The sequence below is a fragment of the Aquabacterium sp. genome, from assembly GCF_048860245.1.
Taxonomy (GTDB): Bacteria; Pseudomonadota; Gammaproteobacteria; order Burkholderiales; family Burkholderiaceae_C; genus Aquabacterium.
The window spans coordinates 100224-121238 of the sequence record NZ_JBLIZW010000048.1 but is presented as its reverse complement, the minus strand read 5'-3'; the positions used below and the strand labels follow the sequence as shown (position 1 = coordinate 121238).

The following is a 21015-nucleotide window of genomic DNA, read 5'->3' as shown; positions in this document are numbered from 1 at the left end:
TACGGCATGGGCATGACCGCTGAGAAGGTGGCCGAGCAGTGGGGTGTCACCCGCGAAGAGCAAGACGCTTTCGCCGTGGAATCGCACCGCCGCGCCATCGCCGCCCAACAGGCTGGCTGGTTCGATGCCGAAACCACCCCGATCGAAGTCGAAGTGCGCACGCCCAACCTCGAAACCGGCGAAGTGACCGTCTCCAAGAAGGTCATCACCCGTGACGAAGGCGCCCGTCCTGACAACTCGCTGGAAGGTCTGGCCAAGCTGCGTCCTGTGTTCGCGGCCAAGGGTTCGGTCACGGCCGGTAACTCGTCGCAAACCTCCGACGGCGCTGGCTGCCTGATCCTGGCTTCCAAGGAAGCCTGCCTGAAGTACGGCCTGCAACCGCTGGCCAAGTTCGTGGCCTTCGCCGTGAAGGGCGTGCCGCCCGAAATCATGGGCATCGGCCCGATCGAAGCCATCCCCAAGGCCCTGGAATACGCCGGCCTGAAGGCCTCTGACATGGACTGGGTGGAGCTGAACGAAGCGTTCGCTGCCCAATCCTTGGCCGTGTTGAAGGACCTGGACAGCAAGGGCCACGTGCTGGACCGTGCCAAGGTGAACCCGATGGGCGGCGCGATCGCTCTGGGTCACCCCCTGGGCGCAACCGGTGCCATCCGCGCAGCCACCGTGGTTCACGGTCTGCGTCGCACCGGCGGCAAGTACGGCATGGTCACGATGTGTATCGGTACCGGCCAAGGTGCTGCTGGCATCTTCGAGCGCGTTGACAGCCTGTAATCGGCTCACACGCGTTTGACGCCTGAGAAAGCCCGCCAGTGTGCGGGCTTTTTCTTGAAAGTTGTATGGAACATTTGACGCTTCACACGGACGATGGGCACACGCTTGCTGCACGGTGCTACCGGCCTGCGCCGGGTGGCGCTGCGCATCGGGTGGTGTTCATCGGGTCGGCTTTGGGTGTGCCGCAGTCGTTTTACGAACGCTACGCACGCTGGCTGGCAGAGCATGGTGCGGTGGTCTATACCCTGGACTGGCGCGGCATCGGTGCGTCGGCTCCCAAGGATCTGCGACGCTATCGTGCACGCCTCATCGATTGGGCCCTGCAGGATGCGCCTGCGCTGATGAAGTTGGCGCAGCAACGCCATCCCGATCTGCCCATGAGCTGGTTTGGCCACAGCATGGGCGGCATCCTGTACGGCTTGATGCCCCAGTTGCCCCAAGTGGACCATGTGGTGACGCTGGGCAGTGGCAGTGGCTACCATCGGCATCTGGCCAAGCCCCTGCGTTATGGCATGGGTTTGTTCTGGCATGTGATGGTGCCGTTGAGCGTGGCGCGCCACGGGTATTTCGCGGGTAAGCGGCTCAATGCAGTGGGCGATTTGCCCAAGGGCATCATCGCGCAATGGAAGCGTTGGTGCGCCTCGCCAGAGTTTGTGTGCAGCGAGGGTGGGGCGGTCAAGGCCGCCTACGCCTGTGTGACACGGCCGATCCGGGCCGTTTTGTTCACGGATGACAAACTGGCCAGTGAAGCGGGCATTCGCGCGGTTCACCAGCCCTACACCTCATCGGCGGTGCGCTACGACATCCTGCATCCGCAGGACATCGGGGCCACATCGGTGGGACATTTTGATTTCTTCCACACGCGGATTGGTCCGCGCGGCTGGGCTCACAGTCTCACATGGCTGGGGCTGAGCGCGAATCCTCAACAAGGAGACATGCATGTCTGAAGACATTCTCGTGCACCGTGAAAACGGTGTTCTGACCCTCACGTTCAACCGTGTGGACAAGAAAAACGCCATCACCACCACGATGTACCAGACTTTGGCCAGCGCCCTGCGCGAGTCCGCCGAGGATGACAGCGTGCGTGTGGCCGTGCTGCAAGGCGCTGTGGAAATCTTCTCTGCCGGCAATGACCTGGCCGACTTCCTGAAGAACCCACCCAATCCGAACGAGCTGGAAAAGGCGCCGGTGGTGCAATTCCTGCAAGCCCTGCACGCTTTCCCCAAGCCGATTGTCGCGGCCGTCTGCGGCCCTGCTGTGGGCATTGGCGCGACCATGCTGCTGCATTGCGACCTGGTTTACGCGGGCGACAACGCAGCGTTCAGCCTGCCGTTCGTGAACCTGGGTGTGTGTGCTGAGGGTGGCTCCAGCGTGATGCTGCCTCAGTTGGTGGGGTTCCAGCGCGCGGCCGAGAAGCTGCTGTTGGGCGAGGCCTTCTACGCCGAAGAGGCGCTGGACATGGGCATCGTCAGCCGCATTCTGCCGCCTGGTGATGCCAATGCGTATGCCCAGGCTCAGGCTGCCAAGCTGGCGGCCAAACCCGCTTCGTCGCTGCGTGTGACCAAGGCGCTGATGCGCAAGTCTCAGCCAGGCATGCAGGACATGATGCTGGCTGAAATTCGCGAGTTCGTGCAGTTGCTGTCCGGCCCTGCCGCCAAGGAAGCCATCACCGCCGTGATGGAGAAGCGCAAGCCCGATTTCTCGAAGTTCTGAGGCAGACGCCGCGCGTGGTGGGTGGCGTCAATCCCAACGGATGTCGCCACAGATCACGCGCCAGACCGTGTTGCCTTGCTCGTCCTGGCAGCGGTAAGCCATGGAGGCCGTCACGCACTGGTGGCTGCCCAACATGGATCGATAGGGCCGCGTGATTTGCGGCTGGCTCACGTGCTCCATGGCGCGGCGGAAGTAATGTCGTCGCGCCCAGCACGCACCCTGGCCATCCAGCAGTGGGTTGGTCGCATTTTGGGTGTCAGGTGCTTGCGCCGAGGGCGACCACAAGCTGGTGCCGATTTGATAGCCTTTGGCGTCCAGCACGTAGCATGCTTCGGCGTTGGGCAGGGATAGAAAACTCCGGCACGCTTGTTCCAGCGATCGGCTTGCACCCAGCATGACACCGGCATGCCAGATGGCTTTGGTGTAGGGCGCGGTACGTTCGTGATTGGCCTGCCGTTGCCGTTCGCGGTGCGCCGAGAGGTCTTGCAATCCCTTGAGCAAACTGTCGGGCGCATGGCGCTTGGGCATCAGGGCAGGCTGCGGGCGTCCGTAGTAATAGCCTTGTACCAAATCGGCATCGCAATCGAGGGCCAACAAGGCTTCGTCCTCGGTCTCAATGCCTTCCATCAGCACCATCGAGCCGCATTCGTGCAGCAGCGATGCCATTTGCGCAATCACCCGCTGAATGCGGGGTTCACGCGCACCGCGCGCGACCAGGCTGCGATCCAGCTTCACGATGTCGGGTTGAAGTCGCCAGACGCGGTCAAAGTTCGAGTGCCCGGCGCCGAAGTCGTCGATCGCAATCAGGGCACCAGCCTGTCGGCAATGGCGTACGGCTTGCTCAAAGGCGCCGGTGTCGGTTGTTTGCGCCTCCAGCACTTCCAGCACCAGGGACTCGGTGGGCACGCCAAACTGGTTGACGATGCGGTCGATGGAAGAGGTGCGCTGCTCCGTGGCCAGCCGCATGAAACTGGCCGGACTGAGGTTGACGAACAGCCATTCGCCCGAACGATCCTGGCGCTGATAGTTGCTCAGGTGGACCATGCTGCTGATCTGGTCGCAGCGGGTCTGGGCATCCTCGTCGGGGCACGATTCGAACACGGCCAACGGCGAGACGGCCTGACGCTCGGTGTTTTGCGCGCGCATCAGCGCTTCATGCCCGATGAGTCGCAGGTGCGACAGGCTGTAGATCGGCTGAAAGTGACTGTTGAGACGATAGCCACCAAACTGGCCCGTGGTGGTCGGGCCCGTGGTGTCGAGCTGGCTCAGCAGGTATTCAAGCGTGGTGAACATGGGGCAGAAGTCGCGTGCGCAGGCTTAGCTCTGTTGCTGGAAACCGTTTTGGCGGAACGTGAGCACCAATGTATCGCGCCAGCCGTGGGTTTCCAACGGTTGAATGGGGGTGGATTCGTGAATCACGCGCTCGTCGTCCAGCAGCATGGTGCTCCAGGGCTGGGTCAAGGTGAAGCGGACGCCTTGGGGGCCGTTGGCTTCGAAGACGCGTGTCTCGCCGCCCTTGATGCCGTGCCGCTCCAGCATCAGGACGGCCACGTAGTCGACGCCATCCCGGTGCGCGCCTTCGGGCGTGGGGCGCCCGATGCCCCCCGTGGTGTCGACCCGGAACTGGTGTGCCTCGATGAACCACTGGGCTGTGGGTTTGGCTTGCGCCAGCAGTTGGCCGATCTGGGTCAACAGGGCGCGCCACAGCGGGCTGTCCGTGACGTGGCTGGCAATGGGTTCGAACCAGCGCTCGAAGCCGCCATGCAAGGCGTTGTAGGTCACGGGCTGCCAATGGGCGCGGTGGGGTACCTGTGTCAGCTGACCGCTGGCGTTGTCCAGCACAAAACTGCCGTGGCGACGAAAGCGGTAGTGACCACCGTCCCGCAAATGCTGATCGGGAGGCAGGTCAGACCAGCTGGCGTGCAGGGCATCCGCCTGTTCGGGCGATGCGTTCAGCCAGTTCAGCAGGTGCGGGGCATCCATCAGAGCCCAGCCTTGTTGCTGCAGCAGGCTCGGAGCGGCTTCAGGTGCGATCGGCGTCAAGTGGTCCATGCCCGATGGTCGCACAGAGTTGGACGCTCGGATGTCGTGAGGGGAGTTGACGCCGCAATCACGGCGCGAGTGTCAGCTTTTTGCCAGTGATCTGAACGCGGGCACCAATCGCGTACTGTTGCCCCACCGAAAACTCTTGCACCGTGCCGTCGTCGAGTTTGACGCGGGTTTTGTAAACGGTGTGCTTCTTGACGTTCTTTTCCACTTCGTTGCCGGCATAGCCGCCCGCGACGGCCCCACCGACGGTCAGCAGGGCGTTGCCGGTGCCTTTGCTCATCTGATTGCCGACCAGGCCGCCCAGCACGGCACCAGCGACCACGCCAGCCCCGCTGCCGTCACCTTTGACCTGTACCGCCTGCACGCTTTGCACCGTCCCCAGCTTCACGGCTGTGGCGGCATTGCTGGGCTTGGTGCTGCTCGCTGCTGCAGGGTGACTGAGGGACAACGACGCAGCGGCCAAGACCAGGTACGTGAAGCCGTGAGACAGCGTGGAGCGGGCGGAAGTGTTCATGGCACTCGGTGAATGAAGTACAACAAACGCTCAGTCTGTCACGAACTGGAGGCGGTGTTTGTATCCGTCTGTGTCTCGGGCTTGACCAAACGGGGTTTGCCTTCATCGTCAATGGCCACATACGTGATGTTGGCCTCTGTCACCTTGAACAACTGAGGCTGGCGGGGGTTGCGTTCAGCCCAAACTTCCATGTGAACGGTCACCGACGTGCGACCGATTTTCTCGACGCGCCCGTACAACGACACCACGTCCCCCACTGACACGGCGTGTTTGAAGGTGAACTGGTTGACGGACACCGTCGCGATCCGTCCCCGCGAGATGATGCCGGGGAGGATGGAGCCGGCCAAGTCAACCTGCGACATGATCCAGCCACCAAAAATGTCGCCATTGCCGTTGGCATCCTGAGGCATGGGGATCACGCGCATGAGCAACTCCATTTCGGGGTGGAGGTCAGGCGGGCACAGCAGGATATTGGTTTTGGGTGTGACGGTCATGGGCAAACAGATTGACAATCAGGCCCTCCGGATTTGGAGAGCGACCTGTCGATTGTTTCAGAATGCGCCGATTTGCCCACGCCCCCACTGCGGAAAACCCAAGTTCCTCCTCGGACGTTCGCCGGACCGACCGCGACACCCTGGCTCGTCTGTGGCCCTATCTGTGGGCCTACAAGGGGCGCGTGATCCTGGCGCTGGCCTTCATGGTGGGCGCCAAGCTGGCCAATGTGGGCGTGCCCGTGCTGCTCAAAGAGTTGGTGGACCGACTTGCGCCGCAACCGGATCGCGCGGCGGCCCTGCTGGTGGTGCCGGTGGGCTTGCTGGTGGCCTATGGCCTGCTGCGCTTGTCGACCTCGTTGTTCACCGAGCTGCGCGAGCTCATTTTTGCCAAGGCCACCGAGGGGGCCGCGCGCAGCATTTCGCTCCAGGTGTTTGCGCACTTGCATGCGCTGAGCCTGCGCTTCCATCTGGAACGCCAGACAGGAGGCATGACGCGCGACATCGAGCGGGGTACTCGCGCCGTGCACTCGCTCATTTCGTATTCGCTCTACAGCATCATCCCCACCCTGATCGAAGTGACGTTGGTGCTGACCTTGCTGGCGACCAAGTTTGACGTTGTCTTCGCCTGGATCACGCTGGCGGCGCTGGTGGTGTACATCGCCTTCACGGTGACGGTGACGCAGTGGCGCACGCGCTTTCGCCGTGAAATGAACGAGATGGATTCGAAGGCGCACACCCGTGCCATCGACGCCTTGCTCAATTACGAGACGGTCAAGTATTTCAACAACGAAGCGTTTGAGACGCAGCGCTACGACGAGGCGCTGGAGCGCCTGCGGGTGGCGGCCCTGCGCAGCCAGCGCTCGCTGTCCATGCTGAACACCGGCCAGCAAATGATCATTGCGGTGGGCCTGATCGCGATGCTGTGGCGGGCCACGCAGGGGGTGGTCGACGGGCGCATGACCGTGGGCGACCTGGTCATGGTCAATGCGTTCATGATCCAGCTCTACATCCCGCTGAACTTCCTGGGCGTGATCTACCGCGAAATCAAGCAGTCCCTGACCGATCTGGACAAGATGTTCACCCTGATCGAGCGTGAGCGCGAGGTGGCGGATGCCGCCGATGCCAAGCACTTGCTGCTCAGCGGCCCGCCCAGCGTGCGCTTTGATCAGGTTCAGTTTGCGTACGATCCCGCCCGGCCGATCCTGCACGGGGTGAGCTTCGAGATCCCGGCCGGACAGACGGTGGCCGTTGTGGGGCCGTCGGGGTCAGGCAAGTCCACGCTGGCGCGCTTGCTGTACCGCTTCTATGACGTGCAGGGCGGGCGCATCACCGTCAATGGGCACGACCTGCGCAGCCTCACGCAAGACAGCTTGCGGCGCAGCATTGGCATCGTGCCGCAAGACACGGTCCTGTTCAACGACACGGTGGCCTACAACATCGCCTACGGGCGTCCGCAGGCCACACAGGACGAGGTGGTGGCGGCGGCGCAGGCCGCCCGCATCCATGACTTCATCGCTGGCACGCCCAAGGGTTACGACACGATGGTGGGTGAGCGTGGCCTGAAGTTGTCGGGCGGCGAAAAGCAGCGCGTGGCCATTGCGCGCACGCTGCTCAAGAACCCGCCAGTGCTGGTGTTCGACGAGGCGACGTCTGCACTGGACTCGGCCAATGAGCGCGCCATCCAGGCCGAGCTTGCGGCGGTGGCGCAGGGCAAGACGGTGCTGGTGATTGCGCATCGCCTTTCGACCATCGTGCACGCGCATGAGATTCTGGTGATGGAGGCCGGTTGCATCATCGAGCGCGGCACTCACCCACAACTGCTGGCGGCCAACGGACGCTATGCCGAGATGTGGCGCTTGCAGCAGGCAGGGCATTCGGACGGGGCATGACCCCGATCGGGGGCGTTACAGCACGCGCTTGCGGCCGATGCCGAGGGCGTCGGCCAGCCAGAAGCGCAGGTGGTAGCGCCATTTGCGCAGGTACACGGCCATCTTTTGGGCAAACGGATAGCGCCGGTAATCGGTGCGACCGCCAATGACCGAGGCCGCTTCTTCGTGGCTGCGTTGGCGGAAAAAGTCCGGGCGTGCTGCCATCAAGGTCAGGTCGCGCTCCCAGTGGTGCTTGAAGTCGAAGTCCACGGGGCGATAGATGTGTTCGCGGTGCGGGACCAGTTTGGCCGCGCCTTGGCGGGACACCATGTAGGCGGTGCCATCGACCGGGCCTTGGCCCCAGCGGCACAGCTCAATCTGATCAGACAGACGAGACACCAGGGGGGCGTTTTTGCCCAACCGGCTCAACTTGAGCAGATCCCATTGACCGGCGGATTGGGCCAGCAGTGACAGCGTCTCTGCCGACACGATGTCTTTCGGCGCGAAGTCGTCTTCCAGAATCAAGGCGCAATCCAGTTGGCGCTCGTGAATCAGTTGCCAGCACTTGAGGTGGCTGAGAAAGCAGCCGATCTCGCCTGGCGTCAGGGCCCGAAACCACTCGTTGTGGGGCGCAGGCGTCGGGTTGGTCCGTTGCAGCCATGCCGGATCCAGCTTGGCACCTTCCACGCCCGGCACACGCTCCCATTTCAGCCCCAAGCCATCCAGGACGGCGGCAGCTTGCGCCAGTCGGTCTGTCGATCGGTCCAGATTGATCAGAAAAATCGTTGGCGCAGACATGCCTTAATTCTTGTCGTTGACGTTGATGAATGGCACGGCGCCGCTCGTCACGCTGGGCAGTTTGCCATCCCATTTGCGGATGGCCTCACGTTCGTTCTCAATGCGGCGCAAGGCCAACAGGTCGGACGTGATTTGTTGACGTTGCAAGGCCAAGGCATCGGCTTCGGCCTTGGCGCTGGCCACCTTCTGCTTGGCCTCGACTTCGATGCGCTGGAGGTCGCGCTCCGCCTTGAGCTTTTCCTGCTCGGCCTTGACCTTGGCTTCAATTGCTTCGCTGAACGAGCGCGAGAAGGCAAAGTTCACGATGGCGAATTCGTCCAGCACCAGGCCGTGGCGTTGCATTTTTTCGCGCAACAGGCTGCCAATGGCATCCCGCACTTCGGTGCGTCGCGAGACCAGTTCTTCTGCCGTGAACCGGGCGGTGACGGCTTTCACCGCTTCCTGTGCTGCGGGGATGATGATGCGATCGGCGGCAATCTCGGTGCTGGGCCCGATGTTGCGGAAGACATTGACCACTTGTTTGGGATCCAGGTGGTAGTTGATGGCAATGCGGGTGTGAACGGACTGCAAGTCTTTGGACGCGGCATCGCCTTCGCCTTCACCCTTTTGCAGGCGCACATCCATCACGTGCATGGATTGGGCCAGGGGCACGCGGAAGTGGATGCCCGGGTCGTAGACCTGCTCGTCGGGCTTGCCGAAGGTGGTTTTGACGCCGCGTTCACCCGCCGAGATGACGACGACCGGGCTCAGCGACCACAGGCCAAACAAAACGGCGCCACCGATGAACAGGGTGCGCACCAAGGTGCGGCCCGCGGAACTGGGGTTCAGGTCTGCCATGACAAAGGCCTCTTGCAATGAAGGGAGGTTGGGAGCTCGGTCGTGCACCACATTGTGAAGCAGAGATGCGAAAATCAACCCTTATCCGATGACTTTTGCGGCACGTGCCATGACGACCACCCCCTCCACCTTGACCCTCACCCGCCCTGACGACTGGCATTTGCACGTGCGCGATGGGGCGGCCATGGCCGCCGTGGTGCCTGCCACAGCGCGTCAGTTCGGCCGAGCCATCGTCATGCCCAATCTGCGTCCACCCGTGACCACGGCCGAGCAGGCTGCAGCCTACCGTGATTGCATCCGCGCCGTGGTGCCGGCCGGTGTGAACTTCGAGCCCCTGATGGTGCTCTATCTCACCGACAACACCCCCGCTGACGAAGTGGTGCGCGCCAAAGAGGCTGGCGTGGTCGCGTTCAAGCTGTACCCAGCCGGGGCCACCACCAACAGCGATGCGGGCGTGACCGACCTGCGCAAGACCTACAAGGTGCTGGAAGCCATGCAGCGTGAGGGCCTGGTGTTCTGCGTGCACGGCGAGGTGACCGACAGCGCCATCGACGTGTTCGACCGCGAAAAGGCCTTCATCGATGACAAGCTGATCCCGCTGCGCAAGGACTTCCCTGAACTGAAGATCGTGTTCGAGCACATCACCACCAAGGAAGCTGCACAGTACGTCACCGAGGCGGATCGTTTCGTGGGGGCCACCATCACGCCCCAGCATTTGCTGTACAACCGCAATGCCATCTTCACCGGTGGGATCCGCCCGCACTACTACTGCCTGCCCATCCTCAAACGCGAAGAGCATCGTGTCGCGCTGGTGCAGGCTGCGACCAGTGGCAGTCCCAAGTTCTTCCTGGGCACCGACAGCGCGCCTCACGCGTCGCACCTGAAGGAGCACGCATCGGGCTGCGCCGGTTGCTACACCGCGCCCTGTGCCATGGAGTTGTACGCGGAAGCCTTTGAGGCCGTGGGCGCGCTCGACAAGCTCGAAGCCTTCTCGAGCTTCTACGGCCCCGACTTCTACAACCTGCCTCGCAACACCGACACCATCACCCTGGTGCATGAAGACTGGGTCGTGCCAGAAAGCCTGCCGTTCGGTGAGGCCGAGATCAAGCCGCTGCGTGGCGGCGAGACCTTGCACTGGCGTCTGCGGTAAGGTCTGGCCCTTGGGGTCAGGGGCGGTCGCACTGTGCCTCAGCTTGCAATTCTTGGTACAGCGCCCGCGTGGCTTTCAGCACCAGCATGATGTGCTTGTGGGCCTCATCATGCGACATGGCGTAGCCGCTTTGTACCCATTGCTTGGTCATGTAGATCAGGGCGCCCATCACGCCGGCCGCCAGGCTTTCGGGTGAAACGCCGAGTGCCGGGAAATCCGGGAACAGCGTGGTGATCAACACATAAAGGCGCTTGGAGAAGTCCCGGTCGGTGTCGGTCTGGGACTCGGTCGGGCGCTCCATGTCGTGCAGGATGAAGGCATCCCACAAGAGGATGCGAGCCCGGCGTCGGTCTTCGCTCAGGAAGTTCAACCAGACCGCGACGGCAGCTTCTGTTTGTGCCAGGCGGGGAAGGTGGGGCGGGACCTGATCCCTGGCCACCTGGATGTGTTGGTTCAGTCGTGTCCACAGAGCCATGTAGACCGCATTGAACAAATCCAGCAGGGTTTTGAACGACTCGTAAAAGTAGCGCTCTGTCAGCCCGGCCTCGGTGCAGACGTCGCGCACGGTGCTGCGATGAAAGCCGTTGGCGCCAAAGACCGTCAGGCCTGCGGCCATGAGTCTGTCGTGCCGCTCCTTGCGTCGGTCTGCTGCCGTCACGCCACCGTAGGGGCGGGTGACGGCCGATCGGCGGTGGGAAGCAGGCTTGTCTGACTTCATGTGTGGGGTGGTCGGGGATCCGAATTCTGATGCTGCGCGGCGGACTTCTTCAGTTCGGCACGCAACTCGGCAATTTCCTCGCGCACAGTGTGGAGTTGTTTGTGCATGTCACGCAAGATCTCGCGTTCGACTTTGCGCTCCTGGTTGCCCACAAACATGGCGGCAATGCTCGCAGTCACCAGCGACAGCAGGCCGTAACCCAGCAGCACCACGAACACGGCAAAAATGCGCGAGGCCGTGGTGCTGGGGACCACATCGCCATACCCCACGGTGGCCGCAGTGGAAAACGCCAGCCACAGACCTTCATTCAAGGTTTGGACTTCGGGGTCCAGCCAGTAAAAACCGATGCCGCACAGGGCGAGCACCGCGCCACCCATGGCCAGCAAGCGGGCCAGACCAGTTCGGGTGAACAGCGGCAGGCTGATCATCACCAACCGATACAGCATGAGCACGGCGATGGCCAAGCGCCAGGCCAAAGCCAGTCGAGACTCGTTACTTTGCGGCAGCACCGCACTCAAGAGCAGCGAGGCGCCCAGAAACCAGTCCAGGCGTTCCTCTACCGGGCGAGCGCCCCAGGTGTAGGTGTCTTCGTCGTCGGACTGGGCGCGCTTGGCGTGCAAACGCTCCTGCCAGGCGGTCCACAGCACGATGACGCCGCTGACCACATACATCCACGTGGCCCAAGTGGCCTGCGTGGGCATCATGGAGTCATAGAAAGCCGGCACGCTGGCGACGAGCGCCGCCAGCATCGCCCAAGGGGAACGATAAAAGCGCCGGTAATAGACTGACATGACTCCAGATTCAGCGGTAAATCAGGCGGGTAGATAGCCGTCGACAGACAGATAACGCTCGCCCGTGTCGTAACAGAAGCCCAGGACGCGCGAACCGGCGGGCAGTTCAGGCAGTTTCTGTGCAATCGCAGCCAAGGTCGCACCCGAGGAAATGCCAACCAGGAAGCCTTCCTCGCGCGCAGCACGGCGCCCATATTCTCGGGCGTCTTCGGCATCAACCTGAATCACACCATCCAGCAGTTTCGTGTCAAGGTTGGCGGGAATGAAGCCTGCGCCGATGCCTTGGATCGGGTGTGGCGAGGGTTGGCCACCCGAAATCACGGGCGAAGCCTTGGGTTCGACGGCAAAGACCTTGAGGTTGGGCCACTTTTCCTTGAGCACCTTGGCGCAGCCTGTGAGGTGTCCACCGGTGCCCACGCCAGTGATCAGCACATCCAGGCCTTCGGGGAAATCGGCCAGGATTTCTTGTGCCGTGGTGCGTTCGTGCACGGCCACGTTGGCCGGGTTTTCGAACTGCTGAGGGATCCAGGCGTCAGGAATGGTCGCCGCCAGTTCCTGGGCGCGGGCGATCGAGCCCTTCATGCCCTTTTCGCGTGGGGTCAGGTCGAATTGGGCGCCGTAGGCCAGCATCAGGCGACGGCGTTCGATGGACATGCTGTCAGGCATGACCAGAATCAGCTTGTAGCCCTTCACGGCAGCCACCATCGCCAGACCGATGCCGGTGTTGCCCGAGGTGGGTTCGATGATGGTGCCGCCCGGCTTCAGAGCGCCAGTGCGCTCGGCTTCTTCGACCATGGCCAGCGCAATGCGGTCCTTGACCGAGCCGCCGGGGTTGGCGCGTTCGGCTTTGATCCAGACCTCGGCACCAGCGCCGAACAGTCGGTTCATGCGCACATGGGGGGTGCGGCCAATGGTTTCAAGAATGTTTTGGGCTTTCATGAGCAGAGCTCCGTTGGATGGCTGAAGAAAGACCTCACGCGAACAGCAGGGTTCGTTGAGCGCGTCAGAATAGGGTCCATGAATTATTCCAGTGCAACCCCCGCGCGCTGGCGCTGGGCCTTCTTCTTTATCCTCATATCGATATTGCCTGTTCTTTGGCTGGGCCAATCTGCGCTGGCGCAGACTTTTTTGCCAGTAGACCAAGCTTTTCGTCTGAATGTGGCGGTTTCCGGGCCGCGCGCGGTGCTTGTGGATTTTCGTTTGGCGCCCGGCGTTTACCTGTATCGCGAGCAGATGAAGTTGCAATGGCAGGCGGCCGGGGGGGAGCCTGTGACCCTGGCCTGGGATCTGCCGCCGGGGCAGTCCAAGCACGACCCCAACTTTGATCGTGTGCTGGAGGTCTACCACGCTGATGTGGGGGGCGGGGCCAACTTGCCTGACGGGGCCAAAGGAGAGGGGCGGCTGACGGTGGGCTATCAGGGCTGCGCAGATGCCGGGATTTGCTACCCGCCCCAGCAGCGGCAATTCAAAGTGACGCTGGATGCGCAGGGCAGCGTGACCGGTGTTCAGCCGTTTGATGCGTCGTCGGGGTTGGCCGCGCAGCCAGATGCCGGGGGCGAGGGCCAGGGCGGCGATCGCATTCGGCAGGCCTTGGCGTCCGGCAAGCTGTGGGTGGTCGTGCCCGTGTTTCTGCTGGCAGGACTGTTGTTGTCCTTGACGCCGTGCGTGTTGCCCATGGTGCCCATTCTGTCGTCCATCATCGTGGGGCAGCGTGAGCAGGTGGGGCGGGCCCGTGGCTTTGCGCTGGCGCTGAGCTATTCGCAAGGCATGGCGCTGGTTTACACCGCGCTGGGCGTGGCCGCCGGGCTGCTGGGCCAGGGGCTGTCGGCGTATCTGCAGCACCCTTGGGTGGTCTTGGCGTTTGCGGTGCTGATGGTTTTGCTGGCACTGTCCATGTTTGGCCTGTACGAGTTGCAGTTGCCGGCCGCGGTGCAAAGCTGGCTGGGTGCGGGCTCCAGTCGCTTGCCTGGCGGGCGCTTTGTCAGTGTGTTTGCCATGGGGGTGGTGTCCGCTTTGATCGTGAGCCCCTGCGTGTCGGCCCCCTTGGCGGGGGCGCTGCTCTACATCAGCCAGACCCGGGACGTTTGGCTGGGGGCCGCGGCCTTGTACGCCATGGCTTGGGGGATGAGCGTGCCCTTGTTGCTGGTCGGCTTGTCTGCGGGTAGCCTGTTGCCACGCACGGGGCCGTGGATGAAAGTCGTGAAGGCCCTGTTTGGTGTCCTGATGTTGGTCATGGCCGCGTGGGTCAGTCGCCCCGCTTGGCCTTATGTGCAGACGCAGTGGTTGGGGCGCAGTGCCGCGGCGGCCGAGCACCAAAGCGTGCTGCCGTTCCAGCGGGTGCGCTCCGTGGCCGAGCTGGATGCGGCGCTGGCGCAGGCCAAGGCGGCCGGCCAGACTGTCATGCTGGACTTTTATGCGGACTGGTGTACCTCGTGCCTGGAAATGGAGCACGACACCTTCACCGATCCACTGGTACAAGACCGACTCCGTTCTGTGGTGTTGCTCCAGGCCGATGTCACGCTCAACAGCACCGACGACCGGGCCTTGTTGCAGCGCTTCCAGCTGTTCGGGCCGCCGGGTATCGTGTTCTTTGATGCGAATGGGCAAGAGGTGGCGGGCACCCGCGTGATCGGCTTCCAGTCGCCGGCGGATTTTCTGGCGAGCCTTCAGCGCGCAGGACATTGACTGAATCAGCATGAATCCTGACGCGCGCCACCTTTGGAAGGGCCCCATGTGGGCCCTGTCGGTCTTGCTGGCCTGTCTGGGCATGCTGGGGCCGTTTGCCATCGACACCTACTTGCCTGCTTTTGCGGGAATTGCAGCTGATCTGCAGGCAACACCCCTGCAAATTCAGCAAACGCTGTCGGCCTACCTGTTTGCTTTTGCGTTCATGAGCCTGTTTCATGGCGCTCTGTCGGACAGCCTGGGGCGGCGGCCGGTGGTGCTGACCGGTATCGCCGTGTTCACGCTGGCATCGGTGGGCTGCGCCCTGTCGACCGACATCACGCACCTGATTGCGTTCCGGGCCTTGCAGGGCTTGTCGACCGGGGCGGGCATCGTGGTGTCGCGCGCGGTGATCCGCGACCTGTTCCCTCCGGCGGATGCGCAGCGCGTCATGTCCCAGGTGACCCTGTTTTTCGGGGTGGCACCGGCGGTGGCGCCCATCGTCGGCGGCTTTCTGTTTGTGCATTCCAGTTGGCACGCGGTGTTCTGGTTCCTGGCGCTGGTGGGTGTGTTGCTGTGGCTGGGCAACTGGTGGCTGCTGCCCGAGTCGCTCCACCCTTCTCAGCGGCAGCCGTTTGAAGCGGGGCACCTGCTCAAGGGCTATCTGGAGTTGGGCCTCCATCCCAAGTTCTTGTTGCTGGCGCTGGCCAGTGGCATTCCCTTCAACGGCATGTTCCTCTACGTGCTGTCGGCGCCCACCTTCTTGGGCGAACACCTGGGTCTGGCGCCCACGCAGTTCTTCTGGTTCTTCGCGTGCACCATCAGCGGCATCATGGGTGGGGCGTGGCTCAGCGGGCGTCTGGCCGGGCGCATCGCCCCGGCGCGTCAGATTCGCATCGGCTTTGCCATCATGTTGACGGTGTCCTTGCTCAACCTGGCCGCGAACGTGGTGTTCCAGGCCGACGTGCGCTGGGCCTTGTTCCCCATTGCCCTGTACGCCTTGGGCTGGGCCATGCTCACGCCCGTGGTCACCTTGATGGTGCTGGACCTGTTTCCCGCGCGACGGGGCATGGCGGCGTCGCTGCAGGCCTTTGTGGCCAGCGCCGCCAACGGCATCGTGGCCGGGGTGATTGCACCCATGGTCATGCACAGCACCGTGGCCTTGGCTTTTGCCGCTTTGTTGCTGATGTTGACCGGATTGCTCGCGTGGGGGCTTCAGCTGCGGCGATAATGCGAAGGTGAAGTCAGCCAGACCGCCGCTGGTACAAGTCCCGAAAGGGCGTACTGGAGGAAGGTCCGGACTGCGCAGGGCAGCGTAGGAGGTAACACCTCTCCACCGTGAGGTGAGGATCAGAGCAACAGAGACGAGCCGATTCAGTTCGGGTGAAACGGGCAATCTCTACGCGCAGCAACACCAAATAGGCACACGATGACCTGGCCCGGGGAGTGTGCGGGTAGGTGGCATTGAGCCGCTCTGGCGACAGGCGGCCCAGAGGAATGGCGGTCACGGCCCAGCGTCGCGAGACACGGGGCTGCACAGAATCCGGCCTATCGGCTGACTTCACACTTTTGGTTTCTCATGACGCAGACGTTCAAGTTCTGCGTTGCACTGGCCGAAAACCCGGCGTCTGCTGGAGATTTCGACCATGTTGCGCCCGACTTTGCATCGACTTGCCATTTCTTTGACCCTCTGCCTGAGTGCCGGGGTGCTGTCCGCAGCCTGGGCGGCCGAAGGGCATGGCGGGGATGGCAGTGAAGGGCGTGTGTCCATCAAGCCCACACTGCGCACGGAGGCCAAATCCGAAGGCAAGTCCGAGCCACGCGCCGATGCAAAGGCCGATCCCAAGGCGGGCGCAGGCGACAAGGGTGATGTGTCCATGACCGATCTGCGGGACATGATCGACCAGAAGATCAACGAGGTCCGTACGCGGCGTGCGGCCCCGCCGGTGGTGCAGGTTCGCTCGCGTGCCCCGGCTGTGCGCAAGAAGCCTGCCAGTGCGCACCCACAGGAAACCATCGTGGCCGACAACCACGGCACCTTGTCCAAGGCGGACCCGATGGGGCATGAGGTGCATTGGGCCTACGGTGGCGCAACGGGACCTGACAGCTGGGGGCGCTTGAAGCCCGAGTTCAGCACCTGCATGTTGGGTCGTCGCCAAAGCCCGATCGACATTCGCGATGGCATTCCGGTCGAGCTGGATCCGATCCAGTTCGACTACCGCCCCACCATTTTCCGCGTGACGGACAACGGGCACACCGTCCAGGTCAACGTCGAGCCGGGCAACAGCATCACGGTGCAGGGGCATCGGTATGAGTTGGTGCAATTTCACTTCCATCGTCCCAGCGAAGAGCGCATCAACGGTCGCCCCTTCGACATGGTGGCGCACCTGGTTCACAAGGACGCCGATGGCAAGCTCGCCGTCGTGGCCGTGTTGATGGAGCAGGGCAAGGCGCACCCGGTGGTGCAGATGGTCTGGAACAACATCCCGCTTGAGAAGGGCCTGGATCAGCAGGGCATGGCGATGATGGATCTGGCGGGGCTGATCCCTGAGCGACGCCAGTACTACACCTACATGGGTTCACTGACCACGCCACCCTGCACAGAAGGCGTGTTGTGGCTGGTGATGAAGCAGCCTGCATCCATGTCACCTGAGCAAATCTCGGTGTTCAGCCGCCTGTACCCGATGAATGCCCGTCCGGTGCAGCCGGTATCGGGCCGCCTCATCAAAGAAGGCATGTGATCCACGCGGGGCCGAGGGTCAGTACACCCGGCCGCCCTTGATCTGCGCGTGCGTGCGCCGGTTCAAATCGGTGGCGCGGGCCATCTGGGCCATGGCATGACCCGCGTGAGCGTGGCAGATGGCCAGTCCCAGCGCATCGGCCGCGTCGTTGTGCGGTTCGCGTGGCAACTCGAGCAGGCGCATCACCATGTGCCGGATCTGTGCCTTGGCCGCATGGCCATGCCCCACGACGGCCTTTTTCATTTGCAGGGCCGTGTACTCGGACACCTTGGGTGACTGTGCGTTGGACAGCAGCCCGGCGATGGCGGCCCCGCGCGCTTGCCCCAGCAGCAAGGTGGACTGCGGGTTGACGTTGACGAACACGATTTCAACCGAGGCCTCTTGTGGCTCATATCGGGCCACCACCTCGCGCACGCCTTCGTAGATCAGCTTGAGTCGGGTGGGCAGATCGCCCTGCGCGGCTTCCTTGGTTTTGATCGTCCCGCTGGCGACGTAGTAAAGCTTCGGTCCTTCGGTGTCGATGATGCCGAAGCCCGTGGTCTGCAAGCCGGGGTCAATGCCAAGAATTCTCATGAGAGCCCAAGGATAACCGGGCTCCGACTCATCCCTTGAGCGCTTGTGCGATCAGGGGCCACAAGGCCTGGTGGGTGTTGCGGAACCAGTCGATGTGCCCAATGCTCTTGAGCCCATGTTGGGCCGGTTTGACTCGGATGGCCTGCTTGGGGGCGACCGGGAAGGTGCGCAGGAGGTCCGCGACGGTGGCGGGGGTCGCAATGTCGTCGTCCTCGGCATGCAGGACCGTGATGGGGGTACGAACTTGCGCATGGAAATCGCGATCGGGTTGATGGCGCACGGCATTGGTGGCGTAGCCTCCTGCAGAACACCATTGCCCCCATTGCAGGCCCACGCCAGCGGGCAGGTTTTCACCCAGACCGATGGCGGCGGTGGGGGCAAAGCCTTTGAATCGCACCCCGAGCGGGATCACGCCACGCAGGGCAAAACCCGCTTGCAGGCGAAAGGCCGGGCGCATGCCACGCAACCAGCCGGTGGAGGCCGACACCCCCACCAGTCGAGCAATTTTGTGGTGGTTCGGAAGCAGGCCAATCATTTGTCCACCGGCGCTGTGCCCCAGCAGCAGCGCTTGGGACTGCCCGGTGCGGGCCAGCAACCATTCCAGTGCGGCGACCTGATCCTGTTGGCCCCATTCGGCCAAGGTTGCCTTGCAGTCCTTCAGTCGCCCGTGGAGGGACAGGCCAATACCGCGGTAGTCGAATACCAAGACATCGTGTCCCTGATGTGCCAGCCAGCTCACAAAGCGCAGGTAGTAATGCTGCTTGACGCCCGTGGCAGGGCAAAGCAGCACGGGCAGGCCTGGGGCGGCATCCCCTTGTGCGCGCACGAAATGGCCATGCAAGGTGGTGCCGTCCGCACACGTGAATGTGACGGATTCAGTGCTGTGGGCGTGACTCATGGCTTGTCTTGGGTGTGAAGGTGTTGAACATGCTGCAGCCAGCGGGCGACGGTGTGGAGCTCGTCGTCCGTGAAGCCGGCGGTGAGTTGGTGATTGATGCGCGCCAGGGCACTTTTCAAGGCTGGAAGCTGCGCGCGCCCTGCGTCCTGTAGCCAGACGCGTTGTGTGCGGGCGTCCAGCGTGCAGGGGCGTCTGCAGACCCACTGCAACGCTTCCATGCGCTGAATCAGTCCGGATACGGCAGACGGGGCGAGATCCAACGCTTTGGCCAACTCGCCCATGGTGGCGCCATCGCCCTTGTCGAGGATGAACAAGACCCCACTCTGCGCAGGTGAGGCGGCAGGTACGGCGGCGGGTGTGGCCACCTCCTGCTGTGCCGCCATCCACTGCTGCAGGTGGCGCTGCGCGCTGTTGAGCAAGAAGATCAGTCGAGGTCGGGATGACATGTTGCGCTGCGCATTTGTTTCGTGCGCGAAGTATATTTGTTTCGTGCGCGAAGTAAATAGGCTGCGCAAAAAACAAAAGGCCCCGAAGGGCCCTTTGCTGACAGTCGCTGTTTGATCAGTGACGGAAGTGACGCGTGCCGGTGAAGACCATGGCAATGCCACGTTCGTCAGCAGCGGCGATGACTTCGTCGTCGCGCATCGAACCACCGGGATGGATCACGCAGGTTGCGCCCGCATCCACCACCACGTCCAGACCGTCACGGAACGGGAAGAAAGCGTCCGACGCCACGGCGGTGCCTTGCAGGCTCAGGCCAGCGTGCTGGGCCTTGATCGAGGCGATGCGAGCCGAGTCCAGGCGGCTCATCTGGCCGGCGCCCACACCCATGGTCATGCCGTCCTTGCAGAACACGATGGCGTTGCTCTTGACGAAGCGGGCCACGGTCCAGGCAAACAGCATGTCCTTCATTTGCTGCTCGGTGGGCTGCAGCTTGGTCACGACCTTGATGTCGCCCACGATGTCGATGTTGTCAGACGATTGCAGCAGCATGCCGCCGCCCACGCGCTTGAAGTCCAGGGCGTTGCCCAGCTTGCGGGTGGCGTCGTCCAAAGGCACTTCGAGCAGACGCACGTTTTGCTTGGAGGCGTAAGCTGCACGTGCCGCGTCGGTGAACTTCGGTGCGATCACCACTTCCACGAACTGCTTGTTGGTGTTGATGGCGTCGATCACGTCGGCATCGACCACGCGGTTGAAGGCCATGATGCCGCCAAACGCGCTGGTGGGGTCGGTCTTCAGGGCCTTGGTGTAGGCCTCGAGCGGGCCGGCGCCCACGGCCACGCCGCAGGGGTTGGCGTGCTTGATGATCACGCAAGCGGGGGCTTCAAAAGCCTTCACACATTCCCAAGCCGCATCGGCGTCAGCAATGTTGTTGAAGGACAGCTCCTTCCCTTGAATCTGGGTCCAGTTGGCCAGCGTGGACACCACGGGCGCGGCTTCACGGTAGAAGGCTGCCGACTGGTGTGGGTTCTCGCCGTAACGCATGCCTTGCACCTTGTGCAGTTGCAGGTTGTAGACGGCAGGGTATTCGGCCTTGGCAGGCACAGCTTCGGTGGCCAACTCGGCACATGTTTCCAGCGAGGTAAGGTAGTTGGTGATCATGCCGTCGTAAGCAGCGGTGTGGGCAAACACCTTCTTGGCCAGCATGAACTTGGTCGAACGGGTGATGCCGTCGGCCTTCATTTCGGACAGCACTTGCTCGTAGTCGACGGGGTCGATGATCACGGCCACGTCTTGCCAGTTCTTGGCGGCAGCGCGCAGCATGGTGGGGCCGCCGATGTCGATGTTCTCAATGGCGTTTTCCAGCGTGCAGTCGGCCTTGGCGGTGGCTTGGGCGAAGGGGTAGAGGTTGACCACCAGCATGTCGATGGTGTCAATGCCGTGTTCCTTCAGGGCTGCCATGTGCTCGGGCAGGTCACGGCGAGCCAGGATGCCGCCGTGCACGCGGGGGTGCAGGGTCTTGACGCGGCCGTCCAGCATTTCAGGGAAACCGGTGATTTCCGACACCTCGGTCACGGGCAAGCCCTTTTCAGCCAGCAGCTTGGCGGTGCCGCCGGTGGACAGCAGGCGCACGCCCTGGGCGTTCAGCGCCTGGGCAAATTCAACGATGCCGGTCTTGTCGGACACGGACAGCAAGGCGGTCAGAGCCATGGTTTTTCCTTCAGTTCAAAGATCGTGGAATGTCAAAAACGGGTCACTTGATCAATTTGTGTTCGAGCAACTTGCGGCGCAGCGTGTTGCGGTTGATGCCCAACCACTCGGCCGCCTTGGACTGGTTGCCGTCGGCGCGCTGCATCACGACTTCCAACATGGGACGCTCCACGGCGTTGACCACCATGTCGTACACAGCATGCGGCTCGGCGCCACGCAGGTCCTGAAAGTACCCTTCCAGGTTGTCTCGAATGCACTCTTGAATGTTCTTCTTGCTCATACTTC

22 protein-coding genes and 1 other RNA gene are annotated in these 21015 nt (G+C 62.8%); 9 read left to right on the top strand and 14 right to left on the bottom strand.

Features of this window, described 5'->3' with window-relative positions:
- The 3 genes from ACMV18_RS05880 to ACMV18_RS05870 all read left to right on the top strand — a co-directional run.
- On the top strand, positions 1-771 hold a 771-nt coding region (locus tag ACMV18_RS05880), incomplete at its 5' end, for an acetyl-CoA C-acyltransferase (protein WP_420817068.1).
- A gap of 65 nt (positions 772-836) precedes the next feature.
- On the top strand, positions 837-1718 hold the full coding sequence (locus tag ACMV18_RS05875) for an alpha/beta fold hydrolase (protein ID WP_420817067.1): 882 nt from the start codon (positions 837-839) through the stop codon (positions 1716-1718).
- On the top strand, positions 1711-2484 hold the full coding sequence (locus tag ACMV18_RS05870; protein WP_374256739.1) for an enoyl-CoA hydratase: 774 nt from the start codon (positions 1711-1713) through the stop codon (positions 2482-2484). The genes ACMV18_RS05875 and ACMV18_RS05870 overlap by 8 nt, the downstream gene beginning before the upstream one ends.
- Before the next feature lie 27 nt (positions 2485-2511).
- On the opposite strand, the gene ACMV18_RS05865 is transcribed toward ACMV18_RS05870, so the two are convergent.
- Genes ACMV18_RS05865 through ACMV18_RS05850 form a run of 4 tightly spaced genes read right to left on the bottom strand, consistent with a single transcriptional unit; the run spans position 2512 to position 5541 of the window.
- Positions 2512-3777: an EAL domain-containing protein gene (locus tag ACMV18_RS05865; RefSeq protein ID WP_420817066.1), complete on the bottom strand. Its 1266-nt coding sequence runs from the start codon at positions 3775-3777 to the stop codon at positions 2512-2514.
- A gap of 24 nt (positions 3778-3801) precedes the next feature.
- Positions 3802-4536, bottom strand: a complete 735-nt coding sequence (locus tag ACMV18_RS05860) for a 2OG-Fe dioxygenase family protein (protein WP_420817065.1) — start codon at positions 4534-4536, stop codon at positions 3802-3804.
- A gap of 58 nt (positions 4537-4594) precedes the next feature.
- The gene (locus ACMV18_RS05855) at positions 4595-5047 is read right to left on the bottom strand and encodes a glycine zipper 2TM domain-containing protein (RefSeq protein WP_420817064.1); all 453 of its coding nucleotides are present in this window, start codon (positions 5045-5047) and stop codon (positions 4595-4597) included.
- A gap of 38 nt (positions 5048-5085) precedes the next feature.
- Entirely contained in the window at positions 5086-5541 is a 456-nt protein-coding gene (locus tag ACMV18_RS05850; RefSeq protein ID WP_374256732.1) for an acyl-CoA thioesterase, read from the bottom strand.
- A 62-nt stretch (positions 5542-5603) separates the two neighbouring features.
- Between ACMV18_RS05850 and ACMV18_RS05845 the strand changes: the two genes are divergently transcribed.
- Complete coding sequence (locus tag ACMV18_RS05845; RefSeq protein ID WP_420817063.1) at positions 5604-7430, top strand: ABCB family ABC transporter ATP-binding protein/permease; 1827 nt, start codon at positions 5604-5606, stop codon at positions 7428-7430.
- Between the two features lie 15 nt (positions 7431-7445).
- On the opposite strand, the gene ACMV18_RS05840 is transcribed toward ACMV18_RS05845, so the two are convergent.
- The gene (locus ACMV18_RS05840) at positions 7446-8207 is read right to left on the bottom strand and encodes a glycosyltransferase family 25 protein (protein ID WP_420817062.1); all 762 of its coding nucleotides are present in this window, start codon (positions 8205-8207) and stop codon (positions 7446-7448) included.
- Between the two features lie 3 nt (positions 8208-8210).
- Entirely contained in the window at positions 8211-9044 is an 834-nt protein-coding gene (locus ACMV18_RS05835; protein WP_420817061.1) for a prohibitin family protein, read from the bottom strand.
- Between the two features lie 109 nt (positions 9045-9153).
- Between ACMV18_RS05835 and pyrC the strand changes: the two genes are divergently transcribed.
- Positions 9154-10194: a dihydroorotase gene (gene pyrC / locus ACMV18_RS05830; RefSeq protein WP_420817060.1), complete on the top strand. Its 1041-nt coding sequence runs from the start codon at positions 9154-9156 to the stop codon at positions 10192-10194.
- Between the two features lie 16 nt (positions 10195-10210).
- Here the strand turns inward: pyrC and ACMV18_RS05825 are convergent, their stop codons facing one another.
- The 3 genes from ACMV18_RS05825 to cysK are packed head-to-tail and all read right to left on the bottom strand — an operon-like array spanning position 10211 to position 12642.
- Positions 10211-10912: a TetR/AcrR family transcriptional regulator gene (locus tag ACMV18_RS05825; RefSeq protein ID WP_420817059.1), complete on the bottom strand. Its 702-nt coding sequence runs from the start codon at positions 10910-10912 to the stop codon at positions 10211-10213.
- Complete coding sequence (locus tag ACMV18_RS05820) at positions 10909-11703, bottom strand: potassium channel family protein (protein ID WP_420817058.1); 795 nt, start codon at positions 11701-11703, stop codon at positions 10909-10911. The genes ACMV18_RS05825 and ACMV18_RS05820 overlap by 4 nt, the downstream gene beginning before the upstream one ends.
- A gap of 21 nt (positions 11704-11724) precedes the next feature.
- Entirely contained in the window at positions 11725-12642 is a 918-nt protein-coding gene (cysK, locus tag ACMV18_RS05815) for a cysteine synthase A (protein ID WP_420817057.1), read from the bottom strand.
- On the opposite strand from cysK, the gene dsbD reads away from it, so the two are divergent.
- From dsbD to ACMV18_RS05795, 4 genes are all read left to right on the top strand, one after another.
- Positions 12598-14388 (top strand): protein-disulfide reductase DsbD, encoded by a 1791-nt coding sequence (gene dsbD / locus ACMV18_RS05810; RefSeq protein ID WP_420817056.1) that lies wholly within the window; start codon positions 12598-12600, stop codon positions 14386-14388. The genes cysK and dsbD overlap by 45 nt on opposite strands.
- A gap of 10 nt (positions 14389-14398) precedes the next feature.
- Positions 14399-15598 (top strand): multidrug effflux MFS transporter, encoded by a 1200-nt coding sequence (locus ACMV18_RS05805; RefSeq protein ID WP_420817055.1) that lies wholly within the window; start codon positions 14399-14401, stop codon positions 15596-15598.
- Between the two features lie 9 nt (positions 15599-15607).
- An RNA gene (gene rnpB / locus ACMV18_RS05800) (RNase P RNA component class A) lies at positions 15608-15934 on the top strand.
- Between the two features lie 79 nt (positions 15935-16013).
- The gene (locus ACMV18_RS05795; protein ID WP_420817054.1) at positions 16014-17108 is read left to right on the top strand and encodes a carbonic anhydrase; all 1095 of its coding nucleotides are present in this window, start codon (positions 16014-16016) and stop codon (positions 17106-17108) included.
- Between the two features lie 18 nt (positions 17109-17126).
- Here the strand turns inward: ACMV18_RS05795 and ruvC are convergent, their stop codons facing one another.
- The 5 genes from ruvC to ACMV18_RS05770 all read right to left on the bottom strand — a co-directional run bounded on the left by ruvC (position 17127) and on the right by ACMV18_RS05770 (position 21010).
- Positions 17127-17681: a crossover junction endodeoxyribonuclease RuvC gene (ruvC, locus tag ACMV18_RS05790; protein ID WP_374256718.1), complete on the bottom strand. Its 555-nt coding sequence runs from the start codon at positions 17679-17681 to the stop codon at positions 17127-17129.
- Positions 17682-17709: 28 nt separating this feature from the next.
- Positions 17710-18579, bottom strand: coding sequence for an alpha/beta fold hydrolase (locus ACMV18_RS05785; RefSeq protein WP_420817053.1), 870 nt, complete (start codon positions 18577-18579; stop codon positions 17710-17712).
- Positions 18576-19025: a MarR family winged helix-turn-helix transcriptional regulator gene (locus ACMV18_RS05780; RefSeq protein ID WP_420817052.1), complete on the bottom strand. Its 450-nt coding sequence runs from the start codon at positions 19023-19025 to the stop codon at positions 18576-18578. The genes ACMV18_RS05785 and ACMV18_RS05780 overlap by 4 nt, the downstream gene beginning before the upstream one ends.
- Before the next feature lie 115 nt (positions 19026-19140).
- Complete coding sequence (purH, locus tag ACMV18_RS05775; RefSeq protein ID WP_420817051.1) at positions 19141-20730, bottom strand: bifunctional phosphoribosylaminoimidazolecarboxamide formyltransferase/IMP cyclohydrolase; 1590 nt, start codon at positions 20728-20730, stop codon at positions 19141-19143.
- 43 nt (positions 20731-20773) lie between these two features.
- Entirely contained in the window at positions 20774-21010 is a 237-nt protein-coding gene (locus ACMV18_RS05770; protein ID WP_374256714.1) for a Fis family transcriptional regulator, read from the bottom strand.
- Positions 21011-21015 lie beyond the last annotated feature (5 nt).